The sequence below is a fragment of the Pseudomonas sp. GW822-FHT04C11 genome (assembly GCF_058800905.1).
This window is the reverse complement of sequence record NZ_JBXAMS010000015.1, coordinates 111,827-128,968: the sequence shown is the minus strand read 5'-3', so window position 1 is coordinate 128,968 and position 17,142 is coordinate 111,827. Positions and strand designations below refer to the sequence as shown.

The following is a 17,142-nucleotide window of genomic DNA, read 5'->3' as shown; positions in this document are numbered from 1 at the left end:
ACTGAAGAGTTGCTTCTGCTTCCGGCGATAGTCAGCGTTTATTTAAAATGCGGGTCATCACGTAGGGAGCAGGGGCAGCCTTTATCAGTCGACTGACTAAAGGGTTGTCACAGCCGTTCCAGGGAAGGAGAAAAGCCATGCGTCAAGGTGATTGCCAATGCTACGTGGAGTCGGACGAATACAAAGCCTACAAGGAAATTGAGGAACAGATCGCCCATTGCACGCCCGAACAAGCCTGGGCCATGTATTACGTCTCGGCCGGAGTGGTACGTCAAAACATCGCCCAGGCGGTGACGGAGCACATCGCCAGGGGTAACAAGGCACTGCTGGTTGAGTTTCCCGAACTTGCACCGGCTGCTACGGGTCATGTGTTGCCTGCGCGGTCTCTTGACTGACTTGCATCAGCCTTGAAGGCGCCCGTTCTACAAGTGCTGGCCAATCATTCACTGATCTAAATCGAAAGGCCAAATCGATATTCGTGCTCTGTCCCTTCTTGCCGAGAAGCATGTTCGATCGAGAAGCCACACCGTGTCAGTACTTTTGCCGAGCCGATATTGCCTGCGTATACGTTGGCAACCAGTTGTTTAAGGTTCCAATGCAGCTGCGCCTGCTGGATCAGATGCTTCACCGCCAGCGTTGCCAGCTCCTGGCCACAAGCGCTTTGAGCAAACGCGGCTAGGCGCGTTCATGCCGGCATGGTCGATCCTGTGCCTACCGTACTTCCCGGAGCCTTTATCCTGTGTCTGACATGCCGACCAACGCCGCCTATGCGAAACGCTTCAACGCCGTACTCGCCTACATTGACGCCAACCTCGAAGGTGTCCTTTCGGTGAAGACGTTGAGCCGTGTGGCGAACTTTTCGGAATTTCACTTCCATCGGCAATTCACCGCGTTCGTGGGCGTACCGGTCTCACGTTATGTGCAACTGATGCGGCTACGGCGCGCGGCGCATTGCCTGGCCTCCCTTGCGGATCATTCGGTGCTGGACGCCGCACTCGGTGCCGGCTTTGAAAGTCCCGAGGCATTCTCCAGGGCGTTCAGGCGGGCGTTCGGTATGACGCCGAGTGCATTCAGGAAGCAACCGAACTGGCAGGTCTGGGGTGCGGTGTTTGCAATTCCTCATTTTTCCAGGAGCATCATCATGCAGGTACGAATCGTGGAGTTTTCCGAAGTCAGGGTCGCAGCGCTTGAGCACTGCGGGCCAACCGGGCTCATCGATGAGAGCGTGCGCAAGTTCATCGAGTGGCGTACGCAGAGCGGACAGTCGCCGGTGGCATCGAGTCGCACCTTTGGCATTCCCTACGGCAACCCCGATACGACACCGCCGGAAGAATTCCGCTTCGCCATGTGCGGCGAGATTCACGAGGCAGTGGCGCCGAATGAGTTTGGCGTGCGCGAACTCGTCATTCCTGGCGGCCGTTGCGTGGTGGTGCGACACGTGGGCTCGACGGATCATATCGGCGAAACGATCTATCCGATCTACCGCGACTGGCTTCCTGCCAGCGGTGAGGAACTTCGTGACCATCCGCTGTACTTCGATTACCTGAGCGTCTATCCCGAGACACCGCACGATCAGTGGCAGACCGATATTTATATTCCGTTGCAATAGCGGTTGTGGCGCACGTTGCTTTCGACCCGGTGCTGTCGCTGGGCAATTGAGTGAGCGGCGGAGCCCTGTTTCAGGGCTCCGCTGAATGGCGACTCTCTCACCGCTTCAAAGCAACGCAAGCAGGCTCTGGCGTGGAAGAAAGATGGCCAATAGCTTTCATTTCAGTCATTTGTACCGTTCGAAGGCGTTTATACTGCGCGGGCTTTTGATCAATGCGCGCTCAACCGCCTGGGTACTCACTTGAAACGCGACCTTCGACTTGCCACTTTGCTGACCTCTCTGGTGTGTGTATCCGTGGTGGTGCTGACTGCCTGGCAGATCTGGACAGCCCGTGAGAACACCCTGAGTGACATTGAAACCGATACGTTGAATTTGACCAAGGCACTCAACACGTACACCGAGGGCACGTTCAAGCAAAGTGAAGTGGTATTGCTGGGGCTGACGGACAGGATCGAGAAAGACGGCACCGGCCCGCAGCAGCTCGAACGCCTGGAAGTACTGGTCGCTCAGGAGAAGGGTGCACTGAAGCAATTGAACAGCGTGGCGCTGTATGACGCTCAGGGTAACTGGATATTCTCGACCAACAAGCATGTCTCACCCAACAGCAGCCACGCTGATCGAGCATTCTTCAAGCATCACCGCGACAATTCGGACCGCGGCATCTTCATCGGTCCGGCGATTCTCAGTCGTGCCACTGGCGTCTGGGTGATTTCGGTCAGTCGACGAATCGATCATCCAGATGGAAGTTTTGCCGGGGTGATCGCCGCCACCTTGAGTCTCGAGCACTTCCTCAAGCTCTATCGAACCATGTCCGTTGGGCAGTATGGCGCGATTAGCCTGACCTCATCCGAAGGGCGTCTTCTGGTGCGGTATCCCTTCCAGGAGCAGGACATCGGGCGTGATCTGTCTCGTGCACCGATATTTTCCGAGTACCTGCGCAAGATGTCGTCGGGTACCGTGGACTTTGTTTCAAACGTCGATGGCATCCATCGAATCTACGCGTTCACCAGAAGCGATCAGTATCCCCTCGTGACGACGGTCGCGGTGGGCCAGGACGAGGCCATGCAAGCGTGGTGGAGCCAGACCAGGCAATCGGTTGCGGTGGTGATGGTGTTGCTGGGACTCCTGATTACGCTTGGGCGCAGATTGATTGCCGATATCAGTCATCGTATTCGGGCAGAGGCAGACCTGCGAACCACCCAGACTACGCTGATCGAGCTTAACCAGACGCTGGAAGTTCTCGCCAGCGAAGACAAGCTGACCGGTCTTGCCAATCGCCGGCATTTCGATCAGTTTCTGGATATCGAATTCAAGCGCGCCAAGCGCCAGCGAAGTCCTTTGTCGCTGATCCTGATCGATGTGGATTTTTTCAAGCGTTACAACGATCACTATGGGCATCTCGCCGGAGATGAATGCCTGCGCATCATCAGCCAGTCGATCAAGCAGTGCGTGCGTCGTCCAGCTGACATGACCGCCCGCTACGGCGGTGAAGAAATCGCTGTGGTGATGCCCAACACAGACGAGTCGGGTGCCCGCTCGGTTGCCGAGGCCATTCTCCTCGGCATTGCACAGGCGCGACTTGAACACCTGTCGAGCCCTTTCGGTAGCGTGACCGCCAGCCTCGGGCTGGCGACTTTTACCGCCTACGATAGCGAGCATGATGAAACGTCGCTGATTGACCTGGCCGACCGTGCGCTGTATTTGGCAAAGTCGCAAGGCAGAAATCGCCTGAGTGTCGCCGCTGTTGGCGTGCAAGGCGAATCTGCGTAAACCGCGATGGCACTGGTGCAGTGCTAGCGCTTTTCAAACCAGCCATGATCGCGGTACCAGGCCAGCGTATCGGTAAGCGTCTGTTCGACGGGGCGAAACCGCAGGCCAAGCTCTTGTTTGCTCTTGTCAGGGTTGAAATGCGTGCGCCCGGCTTCGCGCACCATCAGGCGCACGGTCGCCATGCTCAGCAGAATCGGCTTGCCGGTCAGGCGCGCATAGAGCTCTTGCGTAAACGCCAAGGCGTACAGCAGTGACAGCGGCAATTGTCGTAGCGGCGTCTTGACGCCCGCTATCTTGCCCAGCAAGGGCACCAACTCAGCCATCGTCATGTGGCGTCCCGCTGCCAGGTAACGTTCGCCACTTCGGCCGTGCTGCGCAGCGGCGATTTGCGCCAATGCCACATCGCGGGCATCGACGACAGAGAAACTGCCGGGAACCAGGCCGGGCAGTTTATTGCGCACGACGTCGTTGAGTAATTGCCCCGAGGAAGTCGGGCCAATATCGGCAGGGCCCCACATCCAGCCAGGCAGAACCATGCAGGCATGCAGGTCGGGATGGTCTTCCAGGAACGACAACACGACACGATCAGCTAGGATCTTGCTGCGATAGTAGCCATCAGCATCGGCTTCGTTGCGCAGGCACGTCTCATCGATCGATGTGCCGGGAGCGCCGTCGAGCACGGCAATGGAAGAGGTGTGGATGAAACGGCGAACACCGGCATTGTAGGCGTGCTCAAGCAGGCGCTGCGTGCCTGTCACGTTGATCCTTTCAAGTTCCTCCCAGTGGCTGCCGCCCTTGTAGTTGTCGCGAAAGAACGCCGCCGTGTGAAACACCGTATCGCAGCCTTGCATCGACGCGGCGAAGGCATCGACATCGGCCATGTCACCCACGACCAGTCTCACGCCCGGAAGATCTTTGAACTGTTGTTCACCTTTGGCTCTTGAACGAACCAGGGCTTTGACCTCGTAGCCACCGGCGACCAGTTCACGCACAAGGTTGTTGCCCAGCAAACCGGTTGCGCCGGTGACGAATGTACTGCGCATGTTTCATCCCTTCATTGACTAAAGCAGGTAGATATACCGTTGCTGTCACTCCCGAAAAACAGCGACTGCTGCATAATGGTTTTGCACATTTGCAAAGCGGCGGGCATGTACATGAGTTCAGAAGCGAATTGGGACGATCTGCGTCTGTTATTGGCGGTCTCGCGACGTGGCAGCTTTCTTCAGGCCGGCCAGTTGTTGGGCATTGCGGCGTCTACAGTGTCCCGACGGATCACTCAGCTTGAGGGTTCACTCGGCGAGCCACTTGTCGAGCGTGGCGTTGAAGGCTGCTGGCTGACCTCGCGGGGCCAATCCCTGGTTGAAGTTGCCCTGGCCGCGGAGGAGGGCTTGAGGCGTCAGGCCGCTACCGGCGCGTCCGTATTACCAACGGAGCTTTGCGGCAGTGTCCTGGTCAGTGTCGGCGAAGGATTTTCGTCTTGTGTGCTGGAGGCCTCGCATCGCTTTACGTCTTTGCATCCGCGTTGCTCGGTGGAATTGCTGGTCACCGCCGACTTTCACAAGATCGTCCGCGGCGTAGCGGATATCGCTATCCGCACAGCGCACCTGGGCGAGCCATCACTGGTTTATCGACCCATGGGCAAGCTCGCTTATGGCGTCTTCGCTGATGCGGCTTATCTGAAGCGCTTTCCAGCCGTGACTCCGGTCACCGCGGTGAATATTGCCTTGCTCCCGCCGCTGGACATGTTGCCGCAAATGCGTGCGGCACGGGCCGCGGGGCTGGAGCGTGCGCAGATCAGAGTGAATTCGTTCGCCGCACAGATCGAAGCGGTAAGGCGAGGGATGGGCGTCGCGGTGCTGCCGCGTATTTTGGCAAAGGACCTGATAGCCGTGTTTCCGGATATCCAGCTGCCGGATATGGAGGTCTATCTGGTGACCCGGCCTCAAGCGTTGAAACAGGCCCACATCAAGTGTTTTTTTGCCATTTTGGAACAGGTGCTGCGCGAGGCCCTTTGTGCAGCACTCGTCGAAGGATGAGAAATTTTTGCGTCTTCGTCGATTCGGCACACTGAGGTAGAATGCCGCGCTCTGGACGCACGTCTGTTCATTTCTGCGTCCGATATTTTAAAAACAGAATTAGTGTCACCCGAGTAGCTGAAGCCAATGACTAATAAAAAGTCAGCGCGGGAGGGGCCTAAACGTGAGACCGATGGTGTCTGTCGGTCTTATATGTCTACCCATCAGTCTTTCTGAGTACAGGGTTCGACGGCATGCGGCATTGCATGCGGCGAGCCCGGGCAGCTCATGATCAAGAGTGGTAGGTGGATGGCGTTCTATCCTAGGTATTACTGAATGTTAAAAAAAGTCAACACAGGGCTACTCGGCCTGGCCATGTCGATGGTCCTCATGCCTTTGCACGCAGCTGAAACAAAGAAAGTCGATGTGCTCCTCATCGGCGGCGGCATCATGAGTTCGACCTTGGGCGTTTATCTCAATGAGCTTGAGCCTGGCATGTCCATGGAGATGGTTGAACGTCTTGATGGCGTCGCCGAGGAAAGCTCGAACGGCTGGAACAACGCCGGCACCGGTCACTCTGCTCTGGCTGAGCTGAACTACACGCCAGAAGACAAGAATGGCAAGGTCGAGATCCCCAAGGCCGTTGAAATCAATGAAGGCTTCCAGATCACGCGTCAATTCTGGGCCTGGCAGGTCAAGAATGGCGTGTTGAAGAACCCCCATTCGTTCATCAACTCCACTCCGCACATGAGCTTTGTGTGGGGCGATGACAACATCAAGTTCTTGAAGAAACGCTACGAAGCCCTGCAGGCGAGCCCGCTGTTTGCCGGCATGCAGTACTCGGAAGACCCGGAGCAGATCAAGAAATGGGTTCCGCTGATGATGGAAGGCCGTGACCCGAAACAAAAGGTCGCAGCAACCTGGACTCCGATTGGTACCGACGTGAACTTCGGCGAGATTACCCGCCAGTTCGTCGGCTATCTGCAAACCAAGCCGAACTTCGCGCTGAAGCTTTCGAGCGAAGTGGAAGACATCAAGCGCAATGAAGATGGCAGCTGGCGCGTTTCCTACAAGAACCTGAAAGACGGTTCCGAAACCCAGACCGACGCCAAATTCGTGTTCATCGGCGCGGGCGGCGGTGCACTGCATCTGCTGCAGAAGTCGGGCATCCCTGAGGCTCAAGAGTATGCAGGCTTCCCGGTCGGCGGCTCGTTCCTGGTGACCGATAACCCTGCTATCGCTGAACAGCACATGGCGAAGGCCTACGGCAAGGCGTCGGTTGGCGCACCGCCGATGTCGGTTCCGCACCTGGATACCCGCGTGCTGGATGGCAAGCGCGTGATTCTGTTTGGCCCGTTCGCGACCTTCTCCACGAAGTTCCTGAAAGAAGGCTCTTACTTCGACCTGCTGACCAGCACCACCACGCACAACTTCTGGCCGATGACCAAGGTGGGCATCGAGCAGTACCCACTGGTTGAATACCTGGCCGGCCAGCTGATGCTGTCGGACGACGACCGCATGAATGCCCTGAAGGAATACTTCCCGAATGCCAAGAAGGAAGACTGGCGCCTGTGGCAAGCCGGTCAGCGCGTTCAGATCATCAAGCGTGATGAAGAGAAGGGCGGCATCCTGAAACTGGGCACCGAGCTTGTCAGCTCCCAGGACGGCAGCATTGCCGGTCTGCTGGGTGCATCGCCAGGTGCGTCCACCGCGGCTCCGATCATGCTGGGCGTGCTTGAGAAGATCTTCAAGGACAAGGTGGCGACCCCGGCCTGGCAGGAAAAGCTGCACCAGATCATCCCGAGCTACGGCACCAAGCTGAACGACAGTCCTGAGCGTGTTTACCAGGAATGGACGTACACCAGTCAAATTCTGCAACTTGCTACACCGCCTGTGATTGGCAAGGCAGCGGCCGCGCAACCAGCTGCTCCAGCTCCAGCGCAACCACAGAAAGAAAGCAACCCAGCGACTGATATGGCCCTGTAAGACGAAGCCCCGCCAAACACTGTTTGGCGGGGCTTGTTGCTGGACCGATCAGAAACGATAAAGCCCGGACTCGTGCCGGGCTTTATCGTTTCTGGCGTTTGTTCGTATGCATCCGGCCAAGTCATCTACCCAGCCCCGCAAAGCCAGGACATGGTTTCGGGCTATGGCTACCTACTCAGATGTACACCGTTCAGTTTCCCCCGGTGGTCGTAACGCCAAGGGCCGAAGTATGAGGTCCTGATTGTTTGACGGCAGAATGTGTTATGACCACTGCTATTTCAATGGGCCAGGTGTGAACTATCAAACCGACCGCGCAAGCTTCTGGAGATTGTCCTGATGAAATATTTAACTGCGGTCTTGGTACTGGCTTGGGCAGCCGCACCTTCCAATAGTTGGTCCAAGGATGCCCCGAAACACTCTCCACAGGCAGGCGAACGTACCTACGCGCAAAACTACAAGGATATGGTACTGGCAGATTGCATCGCTACCGCCTACAAGAGCGAACCTAAAGCCGCCCAGGATGCCGGAAGCAGTGCCAGTGCGCTAATGGACTGGACCTATTTCGATCTGGAGCAAGCACCTCAAGCCGGTAGGCCTCTGATTGACCAGTTTCTGGCTCGTGATTATCACAACCCACTGGTCGAGTCAGAGCGTCAAGGCGTTCGCTTTGAACTGCTCAAATGCCTGGACCTCTATCACAGCAAAGAGTTGGACAGTCAGGTCAGGCAATTGGTCATCAATCCCCAGCATACCTATCGTCAGGACAACCCGGCACGCCCCCAAAAGGATTGACCCGGCACCGCGATTGACGCTGAGTAACCGCTCGGCCGCTCGGCCGCTCGACTTCGCCAGCTGCTACAAGTTGCGTAATGGTTTCTGGGGTTTTTCAGACAAAAAAAGAGCCTCAAAGCTCTTTGATGGGGAGGAAGTAGAGCCCAGAGGCTCAAGATGCACGTGAAGCAAGTGGTGAGCTTGGTAGGGGTTCAGATCACTCACCACCTACGCAACTGTTGGAGCATTTAACAGTTGCGCAAAACTATCCTAGGAAGGTGGGTGCGTGGGCTCAAGTACCGTTAGTCGAGTGTCGCGGGGGCTTGTATCCGCTCCTCAAGTGATGCCCGGTGCCTGGAGAAACCGTTGGGGGATGGCGTCCGCAAACGGGTAGAGCGAAAAGTAAGGTCGGGCTTCGTCGATGACTCGCTGCACGGAGGGTCTGCGTGTCAACCGGTCGAAATAGGCACTCAAGTGCTTGAATTCGCTCGGGAACGGCACCAGCGTGCTGGCATAGAAAAGCGCCGGGGTTGCGGCGCAATCGGCCAGGCTGAAGTCCTGGCCGGCCATCCAGATTCGCGACGCCATTCGATGGTCGAGCATGGCGTAGGCTGTCTCCAGCATGGACCGTTGTTTGCTCAAATCAGCGTTGGTGCTGTTCAGTCGATCACTGACAATCTGTTGCAGCGGCCCCTGCACATAGTTGTCGAAAAAGCGGTCCCACAGACGCACCTCCAGCGCGGTCTCCCAATCGTTCGGAATCAACCGTTGCTCACCCGGATAGTGGTGATCCAGGTACTCGATGATGATCGTGGCCTCTGGCAGGGCGCGCTGGCGCAGGTGATCACTGATGACCGGGAACTTGACCAGTGGCCAGAGGGCTTGAAGCTCCGCGCGGTCTGCATCGTCTGTCAGGTCGATGATCCGCTTTTCGAATTCGGTAGCGTTTTCGTAAAGCGCGATCAGCACTTTGTGGCAGTACGACGACAGCGGATGGTAGTAAAGAGTCAGCGACATCGTTCAACTCCTCGGTGGTGTTGCCCCCTCATCATAGTCGCTGGAATGACGGCTCGAAGGGGATCACTGGTCGCCACGACAGAACCTGTAGTTGAGTGGGTTGAGCGAGGCGGGCGACAGGCTTCGATAGACGCATTAAAACTGCGGGGCTCATCAATATGAGCCCCGCAGGCGACTCTGAATCCCCCGCCAAACCTTGTGCATCAAGCGCGTCGGGCTTCTAGCGGCGGCGTGCCATCGTGAAACATGGTCTTCAGTTGCGCGCGCAGTTCTGGCGAATCGACGTGCTTGTGAACACTGACCGCATGCTGCGCGGCGGCATCCAGCAATTCTTTTTCGGAGTCAGCGGACAGTGCGACAGAGCACTTGATTCCGCTTGGAAATTCACGGCAATCGATATATTTACGCGACATGATGTTCTCCTTCATACGAAGGCAGGCCTGCGCCTGCGTGAACGGACCGCTCGACACGTCACGCAGCCCAGCGAACACGAATGCGTGGCGCATCGAGTGTGGTAATCCACACAGTATAGGTCGATCGCCGGATCGCCAAAGTACTTACGGCGTACCGAACATCGCCGTCCAGTAAATGCCCGCATCGCTCTTCGGATCAACCGCATACGCCGCGCCCAGCTCGCGGAACTGCGGGTTCATCAGGTTGGCGCAGTGACCGGGGCTGGACAGCCAGCCATCGACCACCTTGCGCACGGTGTCTTGCCCGGCGGCGATGTTCTCGCCGATCTGCTGGCCGGCGTAGCCTGCCAGTTCGGCCCGATCACCCGGTGTGCGGCCATCGCGGTCCTTGTGGTCGAAGAAGTTGTGATTGGCCATGGACTGGGTGTGCGCCTGGGCGGCTGTCGCCAGCGTGGCGTTCCAGGCCAGCGGTTGGGTGGCGGTAAAGGACTGAGCGCCGCACTGACGCGTTTGCTTGCGGGCGCTGTTGATCATCTCGAGCAGCTTCTGTCCCTCGGCCTGCCAGTCGCCCAGGCGGCCGGCCAACAGTGGGCGCGCGAGCACAATGCGCCATAGAGTTCCTTCATGGCTCACGCCGATATCGACGAACTGCGGGTCCAGCACGACCTGGCAGAAGCTCTCCCGAACAGCCTTCATGGCCGATGGCGCATCTCGCGGGCCGGACAGCGTGATCGCCTGTACGCTGACCATCGGATAAGCCGTACGCGCCAGCGCCTGCTGCAGGTCGCCGATATTGTTGCCGGGCAGGATCAGGCGCGGATCGGCCGCGAGCGGTGGCAGCTCTTGAGACACCAGGCTGGCGCAACGCTGCACCTGGCTGCGGTAGGTGTTGATCGACTCGACCAGCTGCGACTCTTCGGTGGCCACGGCAGTGGCGGCGAACACCAGCCCCAGCGACAACGTGGCAAGACGCATAACGGATGACAGGACGCGCATGGAACTCTCCTTGAGCTGACTGCGCTCATGATGCGCGAATTAGCCCCACCCAGCGCAATGCCTTTTTAGGCTGCAGCCGATTTTGTTTTTCGCGTCATGACCACGGACTACCTCATGACCATCGACTACCTCCGTAGCAGCTGCCGAGCCCGCGAGGCTGCGTTCGGCCGCGCAGCGGTCGTAAAATCCGACAACGCGTTCCTTCAAGCAAACCACGTACACAGGATTGGCGAGGACTTCGTCCTCGAACGCAGCCTCGCGGGCTCGGCAGCTGCTACGAGGGGGAGCGTAAAGATTGCAGATTTTTATTACGTCACGAGACGTCGGCGGGGAGAGAAGGGCGGGGTGTCAGCGCGCGGCTTCCCTGCGCGATGACGAGCGCAGTGGCGATCAGCGCCAAGGCGACAACGAAGGTGATTCGCATACCGCTGGCAACGGCCTCGGGACGCGCCGCGGTGATGTCGTTTGTTGCCGATGCGAGCACGAACACCGCACCCAACGCGGACGCACCGGTGATCAGCCCCAGATTCCGCGACAGGTTGAGCAAGCCGGAGATAACGCCGCGCTGGTCCGGGCGAATGTCGCTCATGACCGCGGTGTTGTTGGCCGTCTGGAACAAGGCGTAGCCGATGGTGATGACAACCATCGGGGCGATGTAGCCGAGGACCCCGAGTGTCTCTGGTATCAGCGAGAGCATGAGACAACCGCTCGCCACTGCGATGAGTCCGAAGACGGTCATGCGTTGCGCGCCAAAACGGTCCGTAAGACGACCTGCTGGCACCCCGGTCAGTGCTGCGAAAATCGGTCCGACCGACAAGGCAATCCCAACCAGCACGGCGTCAAGCCCGAGGCCATGCGAGAGATAAAACGGCCCGACCACCAGCGTCGCCATCATCACCGTCGAGACCAGCGCGCTCATGGCGAGACTCCCGCTCAGCACCGGATCGCGGAACATCGCCAATCGAATCAACGGTGAGGCAACTCGCGCTTCGGCGAGCACGAAGAGGCCGACACCGAAGGTTGCCGCCACCAGCAGGGCCACATTGAGTGGACCGAAACTGCCGTGCCCAATCGTCATGGCCAGCGCATACGCCGCAAGCGTCAGTGCCAGCAACAACGTACCCAACGGATCGAAGCCGGCGCGCTCAGGCTTCGGCGCTTGGCGATCGACGGGCAGGTAACGATGCGCGAGCAGAAACGTCAGGATTCCCAACGGTACGCTAATCAGAAAGATCGCCTGCCAGCCGAGGCCTGCGATCAGCACGCCGCCGAGCGACGGTCCCAGCGCGGTGCCAATCGCAGACATCGTCCCGAGCAAGCCCATGGCGCTACCGGTCTTTGCCTTCGAAACCGTCTCGCCGACAAAGGCTATGGTCAGGGCCATCATGATGGCCGCGCCGAGGCCTTGCAGCGCCCGGGCGGCAATCAGCAGCCAGAGCGTGGGCGCGACGCTGCACAAGGCCGAGGCCAGCGTGAACAAGAAAATGCCGGCCAGTAGCAGCCGCCGACGACCAGTGATATCGCCGAGGCGTCCGACGCTGACGATCAGGGTGGTGATAGCGAGGAGGTAAGCGAGGACGATCCACTGGACTTCCTGGAAGGAGGCGTTGAACGCCTGTGCCAACGTCGGCAAGCCGACATTGGCGATGCTGGTGCCGAGCGAGGACAGCAACATGGATAACGAAAGGCTGGCGAGGGCCCAGCGAACCGAGGGTACTCGTGGTGCGCTGCCGGCGACGGCCTCATCTCGTGCTGCACTGATTGGCTTCATCATGTTCCCTTTGTTTGGCGACGTCCGAAACGGAGTTGTCAGAAATCTACGCTGGCGCATAACATGGCGGAAGGCGCAGCATTTGCACTTAATTCGTGCGTCTAACGCCTTATCACCCTCACGCCGTACCAAGGGGCGATCCATGTCGACACCCGATCTCAACTTGCTGGTCACCCTTGATGTGCTGCTCGCAGAAGGCAGCGTTGCACGGGCTGCGAAGCGCTTGCGGCTGAGCCCGTCGGCGATGAGTCGGGCACTGGCGCGACTGCGTGAAACCACCGGCGATCCGCTGCTGGTCAGGGCCGGCCGCGGACTTGTGCCCACCCCGAGAGCGCTCGAACTGCGCGAGCAGGTCAGTCAGTTGGTGCAGGATGCCGAGACGGTTCTGCGCCCGGCTGAAGCACTCAACCTCCAACGGCTGGTCCGCACATTCACGCTGCGCACCAGTGAAGGTTTTGTGGAGAGTTTCGGCGCGCAGTTGATTGCACGCGTCAGCGAGCAAGCCCCCGGCGTACGGCTGCGGTTCGTGCAGAAGCCCGATAAAGACAGCACATCACTTCGCGATGGGAGCGTCGATCTGGAAACGGGTGTGGTGGGGAAAAGTGAAGGCCCCGAGGTGCGTACGCAGGCACTGTTCAGGGACCGTTTCATTGGTGTTGTGCGCAAGGGGCATCCGCTGAGCCAAGGCGAGATCACGCCGGCTCGTTACGCGGCGGGCAAGCATATTTACGTTTCCCGGCGGGGGCTCGACAAGGGCCCGATCGATGAAGCTCTCAAGTCGCTGGAGCTTGCGCGGGAAGTGGTGACTATCGTCGACGGCTTTTCGACTGCAGTGTCGCTCGCCCGGGCCAGCGACATGATCGCCAGCGTTCCGCAGCGGCACACCGAAAACCTGCGCGCCGGCATGCACAGCTTTGCGCTTCCACTGACCCTGCCGACGTTCACCGTCTCAATGCTCTGGCATCCACGGCTGGATGCCGACCTGGCGCATCGCTGGTTGCGCGGCTGCCTTCGGGAGGTGTGTGCGCAACCCGGCAATGAGCGGGCATTGGACACGAGCGCGGTTGAAGGGGGGGCCTTTCTTGCACCAGCAGATACGAAAAAGCCCGCACAAGGCGGGCTTTGAAAATCGAGTAGGTGGCCGGCGCTGGTCCCCGGCTTACAAGGTTTATCAGGCCTCTCACAGAATTGCACGGGAACAAAAATATGCTCTTCTGCTTCACACGGCATAAGGGCTGGATCTCAGCGCGGAGATCTTTCTAACCGTGTACCCTTCGGAACGTCGCCCCACGTTTCCTTGCTATCCTCTTGCGCATCAGTCTGCGTCTTCACCTACAGTTTCAGAATAGCAAAAACTCCAAAAAGCAGGCCGGGATTTTTTAGACCGATTGCGTTCAAGGAGGAGGGTGGCAGGATGGAAAAATGCTATCGCCAGCCGGAGATTTTTGGCGCCTTCGGCCCATGTGCATCGCTTGTGGCTGGGTGGATGGAAAGGTCAGCCCTTGGGGGTTTTGCAGGCAACCTCCCGGGCGAAACGTTACGAAGGTTGGTACCGGCAAATAATCTATCCGGGATATTGGAGCCGTTCCACGGTCACTCGGGTAACCCGGCCAACCGTAGTCCATCGGCGAAGCGCGTGGAATCCTCGTGCCGTTGGATGGGTAGCCAGTCTTTCAGGTTGGAGATACGCAAAGAGGGATCCAGATCGCGAAGACGCTGCATCGCCAGCCGCGCTTTATCCATTCGTCCGCTGAGGGCATGACTGGCCGCCACCAAGGCCACCGGGGCGAGGAAACTGGGCAGGTTGCCCAGCGCCTTTTCCGCCCAGTCCGTCGTGAGATCGAAGCGCCCGGCAAAGAAATGCGCGAGCGCCATTCCGACCTGCATCCTGAACATTTCCGGATCCAGCGGACTCAAGCGAATGGCATGGGTAAGTTGCTCGATGGCGGCGTCTGTTTCACCGCGCAGCGTGCGCAGGATACCGCCCAGGTACCAGGCGGGGGCGAGGTTGGGGTTGAGCAGACGTGCCCTGTCGAGCAATGCAATGCCGCCGTCAACATCGCCGGTGAGATGGCTTAATGCATGTCCGCCTCGCGTCAACGCGACTGCATCATCCCGGCCAAGCGTCACCGCCAAACGCGCAAGCCGTACGCCCTCAGCGATCTCTTGCGTACGATCGGTCATCCAGCCATTCAGCTTGCGCCAGAAGTGACACCAGGCTGCCATGCCATAGGCCGATGCAAATTCCGGATCGAGCTCGATGGCCTTGTAGAACAACGGCAGCGCCTGGTCGAGGGCTTCCCGGGTGCCGTTGTGCAGTTTTGCCATTCCACGCAGGTAGTAGTCGTAGGCGTCCAGGCTTTCCGTCGGTTTGCGTTTGGCACGTTCGATTTCTGCCCGTTCGAGCTGCGGTGCGATGGCTCCGACGACGCTTTCGGCGATTTGATCCTGCAGCTCGAAGATGTCGTTGAGCGTGCCTTCGAAGCGCTCCGCCCAGATATGTGTCCCGCTCGTCGCGTCGATGAGCTGCCCGGTGATGCGTACCTTGTTCCCGCACTTGCGCACGCTGCCTTCCAGCACGTAGCGAACGCCCAGCTCCTGGCTGACGCCCTTGGCGTCCACCGTCCGGCCCTTGTAGGTGAAGCTCGAATTGCGCGCGATGACGAACAGCCAGCGGATACGCGACAGGGCAGCGATGATGTCTTCGACGATGCCGTCAGCGAAATATTCCTGCTCCGGATCGCCGCTCAAGTTCTGGAAGGGCAAGACGGTAATCGAAGGTTTGTCCGGGAGGACGAGCGAGGAGGAGGGCGTTTCCTTCGGGTCTGTATGCGCGCGTTCGTCGATGACAGGCTGGTCAGGCTGTTGCGCTTCACCGATTCCGCCGACCTTGATCTGGCCGACAAAGCGGTAGCCCTTGCGGGCGACGGTGCGCACCAGGCGCTGCTCCTCCCCCGTATCGCCAATGGCCTTGCGCACCGCATTGATGTGACTGGTGATCGTCGATTCCGAGACGATCCGGCCACTCCACACGGCCTTGAGCAGGTCGTCTTTGCTGACGACACGATCAGGGTTGTTGACGAACAGCAGCAATAGATCGAAAACCTGCGGTCCGACGGCCACGGTTTGCCCGCGCAAGGTGAGTTCCCGGCGCTCCTCATCGAGCACGTAGTCTTCAAATACGAATGGCAAAGTGCGGTTCCCCTGGCGAAGCGCCCTCAACTCCGTGTCCCGGGCGACTGGCGATTAGTATTTGATTTGATGATACGGCAGCGCTAAATCCGCCGCACCGTCCGTGGCAGAGACGGCGGCGGACAGCGGCGTCTTTGGACGTAAAACCAAGCATTCGTGGAGGGAAACCCATAGCAGGCACAAGGACTAAGTTCACGCGCGCAGGCAATCTCCCCTTACACCGACGCAATGGTTGCAGTCGATACGTGGAGAAAGCCCATGAAGATCGTCGTCATCGGAGGCACCGGCCTCATCGGATCGAAACTTGTGAAGAACCTCCGCGAGCGCGGCCATGACGTGCTCGCTGCCAGCCCCAGCACCGGCGTAAACAGCATCACTCGCGAGGGCCTGGCCCAAGCGATGGATGGTGCCGACATCGTCGTCGACGTGGCGAACGCGCCGTCGTGGGAGGACCAGGCCGTCCTCGAGTTTTTCGAAACGTCGAGCCGTAACCTGCTGGCCGCCGAAGCGGCTGCCGGGGTTCGCCATCACGTTGCGCTGTCGATTGTCGGGAGCGAACGGCTTCCCGAGAACGGCTATTTCCGGGCCAAGGTCGCGCAGGAAAACCTCATCAAGGCATCCGGCATTCCTTACTCTATTTTGCGTGCCACGCAATTCTTCGAATTTGTCGGCGGCATTGCCCATTCGTTTACCGTCGGCGAAGAACTTTGCGTTTCGCCGGCGCTGATCCAGCCGATGGCGTCCGACGACGTGGTGGCGGCACTTACCGACGTCGTGCTTGCATCGCCGGTCAATGGCACGGTCGAAGTCGCGGGGCCCGAGGCTATGCCGCTCGACGAGTTGATCAGGCGTTTTCTGCGGGCCACTCAGGATACTCGCCAGGTCGTACCGGACGTACACGCACGCTACTACGGCGCCGTGCTTGACGATCGATCGCTGACCCCCGGCAAGAACCCGCTCCTGGGCGCGATCCGTTTCGAAGACTGGCTCAGCCAGTCAACGGCCGAAGCGGGCCGCTGAGGCCCTCAGGGACAACTCACGAAGGCGCCGCCCCGGTAGTGGGGCGCGCCGTCATAACCCCTGCACACGAAGGAGTATTGCCATGGTTGCCCGATTTCTCTTAGCCGCTGCTTTCGCAGCACTGTCGATCAGCGCAGCGTCGGCCGCTGAGCCGCCTGATGCCAAGGTGACAGTCGTGTTTGACCGTCCCATTCCCAACATCCCTGGCAAGAGCATGAAGGGTGTGGTCGTCGAGTATGGGCCGGGCGCCGCGTCGCCGTCCCACACCCATCCGAAAACGGCCTTCATCTATGCGACGGTCCTGGAGGGCGCGTTTCGAATCAAAGTCAAAGGCCAGCCGGAAAAGATCTACCACGTCGGCGAAAACTTCGTAGAGGAACCGGGTTCCGTGCACGAAGTCAGCGCCAACGCCAGCAACACCGAACCTGCACGCCTGTTGGCCGTGTTCGTCCTCGACAGCGACGAAAAGACACTCGTTATACCTATCAAAAAGTGAGCGGATCAACGCGCTCATAAATGCTCGACAGCCGGGCGGCAGGCCACTGTCGCCCTGGGCTGCTGTAGTGCATGGCATTGAACAGG

15 protein-coding genes and 1 pseudogene are annotated in these 17,142 nt (G+C 59.1%); 9 read left to right on the top strand and 7 right to left on the bottom strand.

What is annotated here, in order from left to right:
- The first annotated feature begins 137 nt into the window (after positions 1-137).
- Positions 138-395, top strand: coding sequence for a hypothetical protein (locus tag AC1RJ3_RS22450; RefSeq protein ID WP_347927188.1), 258 nt, complete (start codon positions 138-140; stop codon positions 393-395).
- Between the two features lie 56 nt (positions 396-451).
- On the opposite strand, the pseudogene AC1RJ3_RS22445 reads toward AC1RJ3_RS22450, so the two are convergent.
- Positions 452-667: pseudogene (locus AC1RJ3_RS22445) on the bottom strand (GNAT family N-acetyltransferase); the annotation flags it as partial.
- Between the two features lie 72 nt (positions 668-739).
- On the opposite strand from AC1RJ3_RS22445, the gene AC1RJ3_RS22440 reads away from it, so the two are divergent.
- Entirely contained in the window at positions 740-1,609 is an 870-nt protein-coding gene (locus tag AC1RJ3_RS22440; RefSeq protein WP_054597989.1) for an AraC family transcriptional regulator, read from the top strand.
- A 240-nt stretch (positions 1,610-1,849) separates the two neighbouring features.
- On the top strand, positions 1,850-3,379 hold the full coding sequence (locus AC1RJ3_RS22435; protein WP_493080577.1) for a sensor domain-containing diguanylate cyclase: 1,530 nt from the start codon (positions 1,850-1,852) through the stop codon (positions 3,377-3,379).
- A 23-nt stretch (positions 3,380-3,402) separates the two neighbouring features.
- Here the strand turns inward: AC1RJ3_RS22435 and AC1RJ3_RS22430 are convergent, their stop codons facing one another.
- Complete coding sequence (locus tag AC1RJ3_RS22430; protein WP_493080575.1) at positions 3,403-4,422, bottom strand: SDR family oxidoreductase; 1,020 nt, start codon at positions 4,420-4,422, stop codon at positions 3,403-3,405.
- Positions 4,423-4,533: 111 nt separating this feature from the next.
- On the opposite strand from AC1RJ3_RS22430, the gene AC1RJ3_RS22425 reads away from it, so the two are divergent.
- The 3 genes from AC1RJ3_RS22425 (at position 4,534) to AC1RJ3_RS22415 (ending at position 8,172) form a co-directional block, all read left to right on the top strand.
- Positions 4,534-5,415 (top strand): LysR family transcriptional regulator, encoded by an 882-nt coding sequence (locus AC1RJ3_RS22425; protein ID WP_493080573.1) that lies wholly within the window; start codon positions 4,534-4,536, stop codon positions 5,413-5,415.
- A 315-nt stretch (positions 5,416-5,730) separates the two neighbouring features.
- Positions 5,731-7,380, top strand: coding sequence for a malate dehydrogenase (quinone) (gene mqo / locus AC1RJ3_RS22420; RefSeq protein ID WP_489110340.1), 1,650 nt, complete (start codon positions 5,731-5,733; stop codon positions 7,378-7,380).
- Between the two features lie 336 nt (positions 7,381-7,716).
- Positions 7,717-8,172, top strand: coding sequence for a type VI secretion system amidase immunity protein Tai4 (locus AC1RJ3_RS22415; protein WP_054597985.1), 456 nt, complete (start codon positions 7,717-7,719; stop codon positions 8,170-8,172).
- Positions 8,173-8,487: 315 nt separating this feature from the next.
- Here the strand turns inward: AC1RJ3_RS22415 and AC1RJ3_RS22410 are convergent, their stop codons facing one another.
- The 4 genes from AC1RJ3_RS22410 to AC1RJ3_RS22395 form a co-directional block, all read right to left on the bottom strand.
- The gene (locus AC1RJ3_RS22410; protein ID WP_054597984.1) at positions 8,488-9,168 is read right to left on the bottom strand and encodes a glutathione S-transferase family protein; all 681 of its coding nucleotides are present in this window, start codon (positions 9,166-9,168) and stop codon (positions 8,488-8,490) included.
- Positions 9,169-9,371: 203 nt separating this feature from the next.
- The gene (locus AC1RJ3_RS22405; RefSeq protein ID WP_054598376.1) at positions 9,372-9,581 is read right to left on the bottom strand and encodes a DUF1059 domain-containing protein; all 210 of its coding nucleotides are present in this window, start codon (positions 9,579-9,581) and stop codon (positions 9,372-9,374) included.
- A gap of 144 nt (positions 9,582-9,725) precedes the next feature.
- The gene (locus tag AC1RJ3_RS22400; RefSeq protein ID WP_054597983.1) at positions 9,726-10,577 is read right to left on the bottom strand and encodes a CAP domain-containing protein; all 852 of its coding nucleotides are present in this window, start codon (positions 10,575-10,577) and stop codon (positions 9,726-9,728) included.
- A 313-nt stretch (positions 10,578-10,890) separates the two neighbouring features.
- A complete protein-coding gene (locus AC1RJ3_RS22395; protein ID WP_493080635.1) occupies positions 10,891-12,348 on the bottom strand; it encodes an MFS transporter in 1,458 nt (485 codons plus the stop codon).
- A gap of 142 nt (positions 12,349-12,490) precedes the next feature.
- Between AC1RJ3_RS22395 and AC1RJ3_RS22390 the strand changes: the two genes are divergently transcribed.
- Complete coding sequence (locus AC1RJ3_RS22390) at positions 12,491-13,474, top strand: LysR family transcriptional regulator (protein WP_347927182.1); 984 nt, start codon at positions 12,491-12,493, stop codon at positions 13,472-13,474.
- Between the two features lie 467 nt (positions 13,475-13,941).
- On the opposite strand, the gene AC1RJ3_RS22385 is transcribed toward AC1RJ3_RS22390, so the two are convergent.
- On the bottom strand, positions 13,942-15,540 hold the full coding sequence (locus AC1RJ3_RS22385) for a winged helix-turn-helix domain-containing tetratricopeptide repeat protein (protein WP_054597980.1): 1,599 nt from the start codon (positions 15,538-15,540) through the stop codon (positions 13,942-13,944).
- Positions 15,541-15,798: 258 nt separating this feature from the next.
- Between AC1RJ3_RS22385 and AC1RJ3_RS22380 the strand changes: the two genes are divergently transcribed.
- Both AC1RJ3_RS22380 and AC1RJ3_RS22375 read left to right on the top strand, forming a co-directional pair.
- Complete coding sequence (locus AC1RJ3_RS22380; protein ID WP_054597979.1) at positions 15,799-16,560, top strand: SDR family oxidoreductase; 762 nt, start codon at positions 15,799-15,801, stop codon at positions 16,558-16,560.
- Positions 16,561-16,642: 82 nt separating this feature from the next.
- The gene (locus tag AC1RJ3_RS22375) at positions 16,643-17,056 is read left to right on the top strand and encodes a cupin domain-containing protein (RefSeq protein ID WP_054597978.1); all 414 of its coding nucleotides are present in this window, start codon (positions 16,643-16,645) and stop codon (positions 17,054-17,056) included.
- Positions 17,057-17,142: the final 86 nt, after the last annotated feature.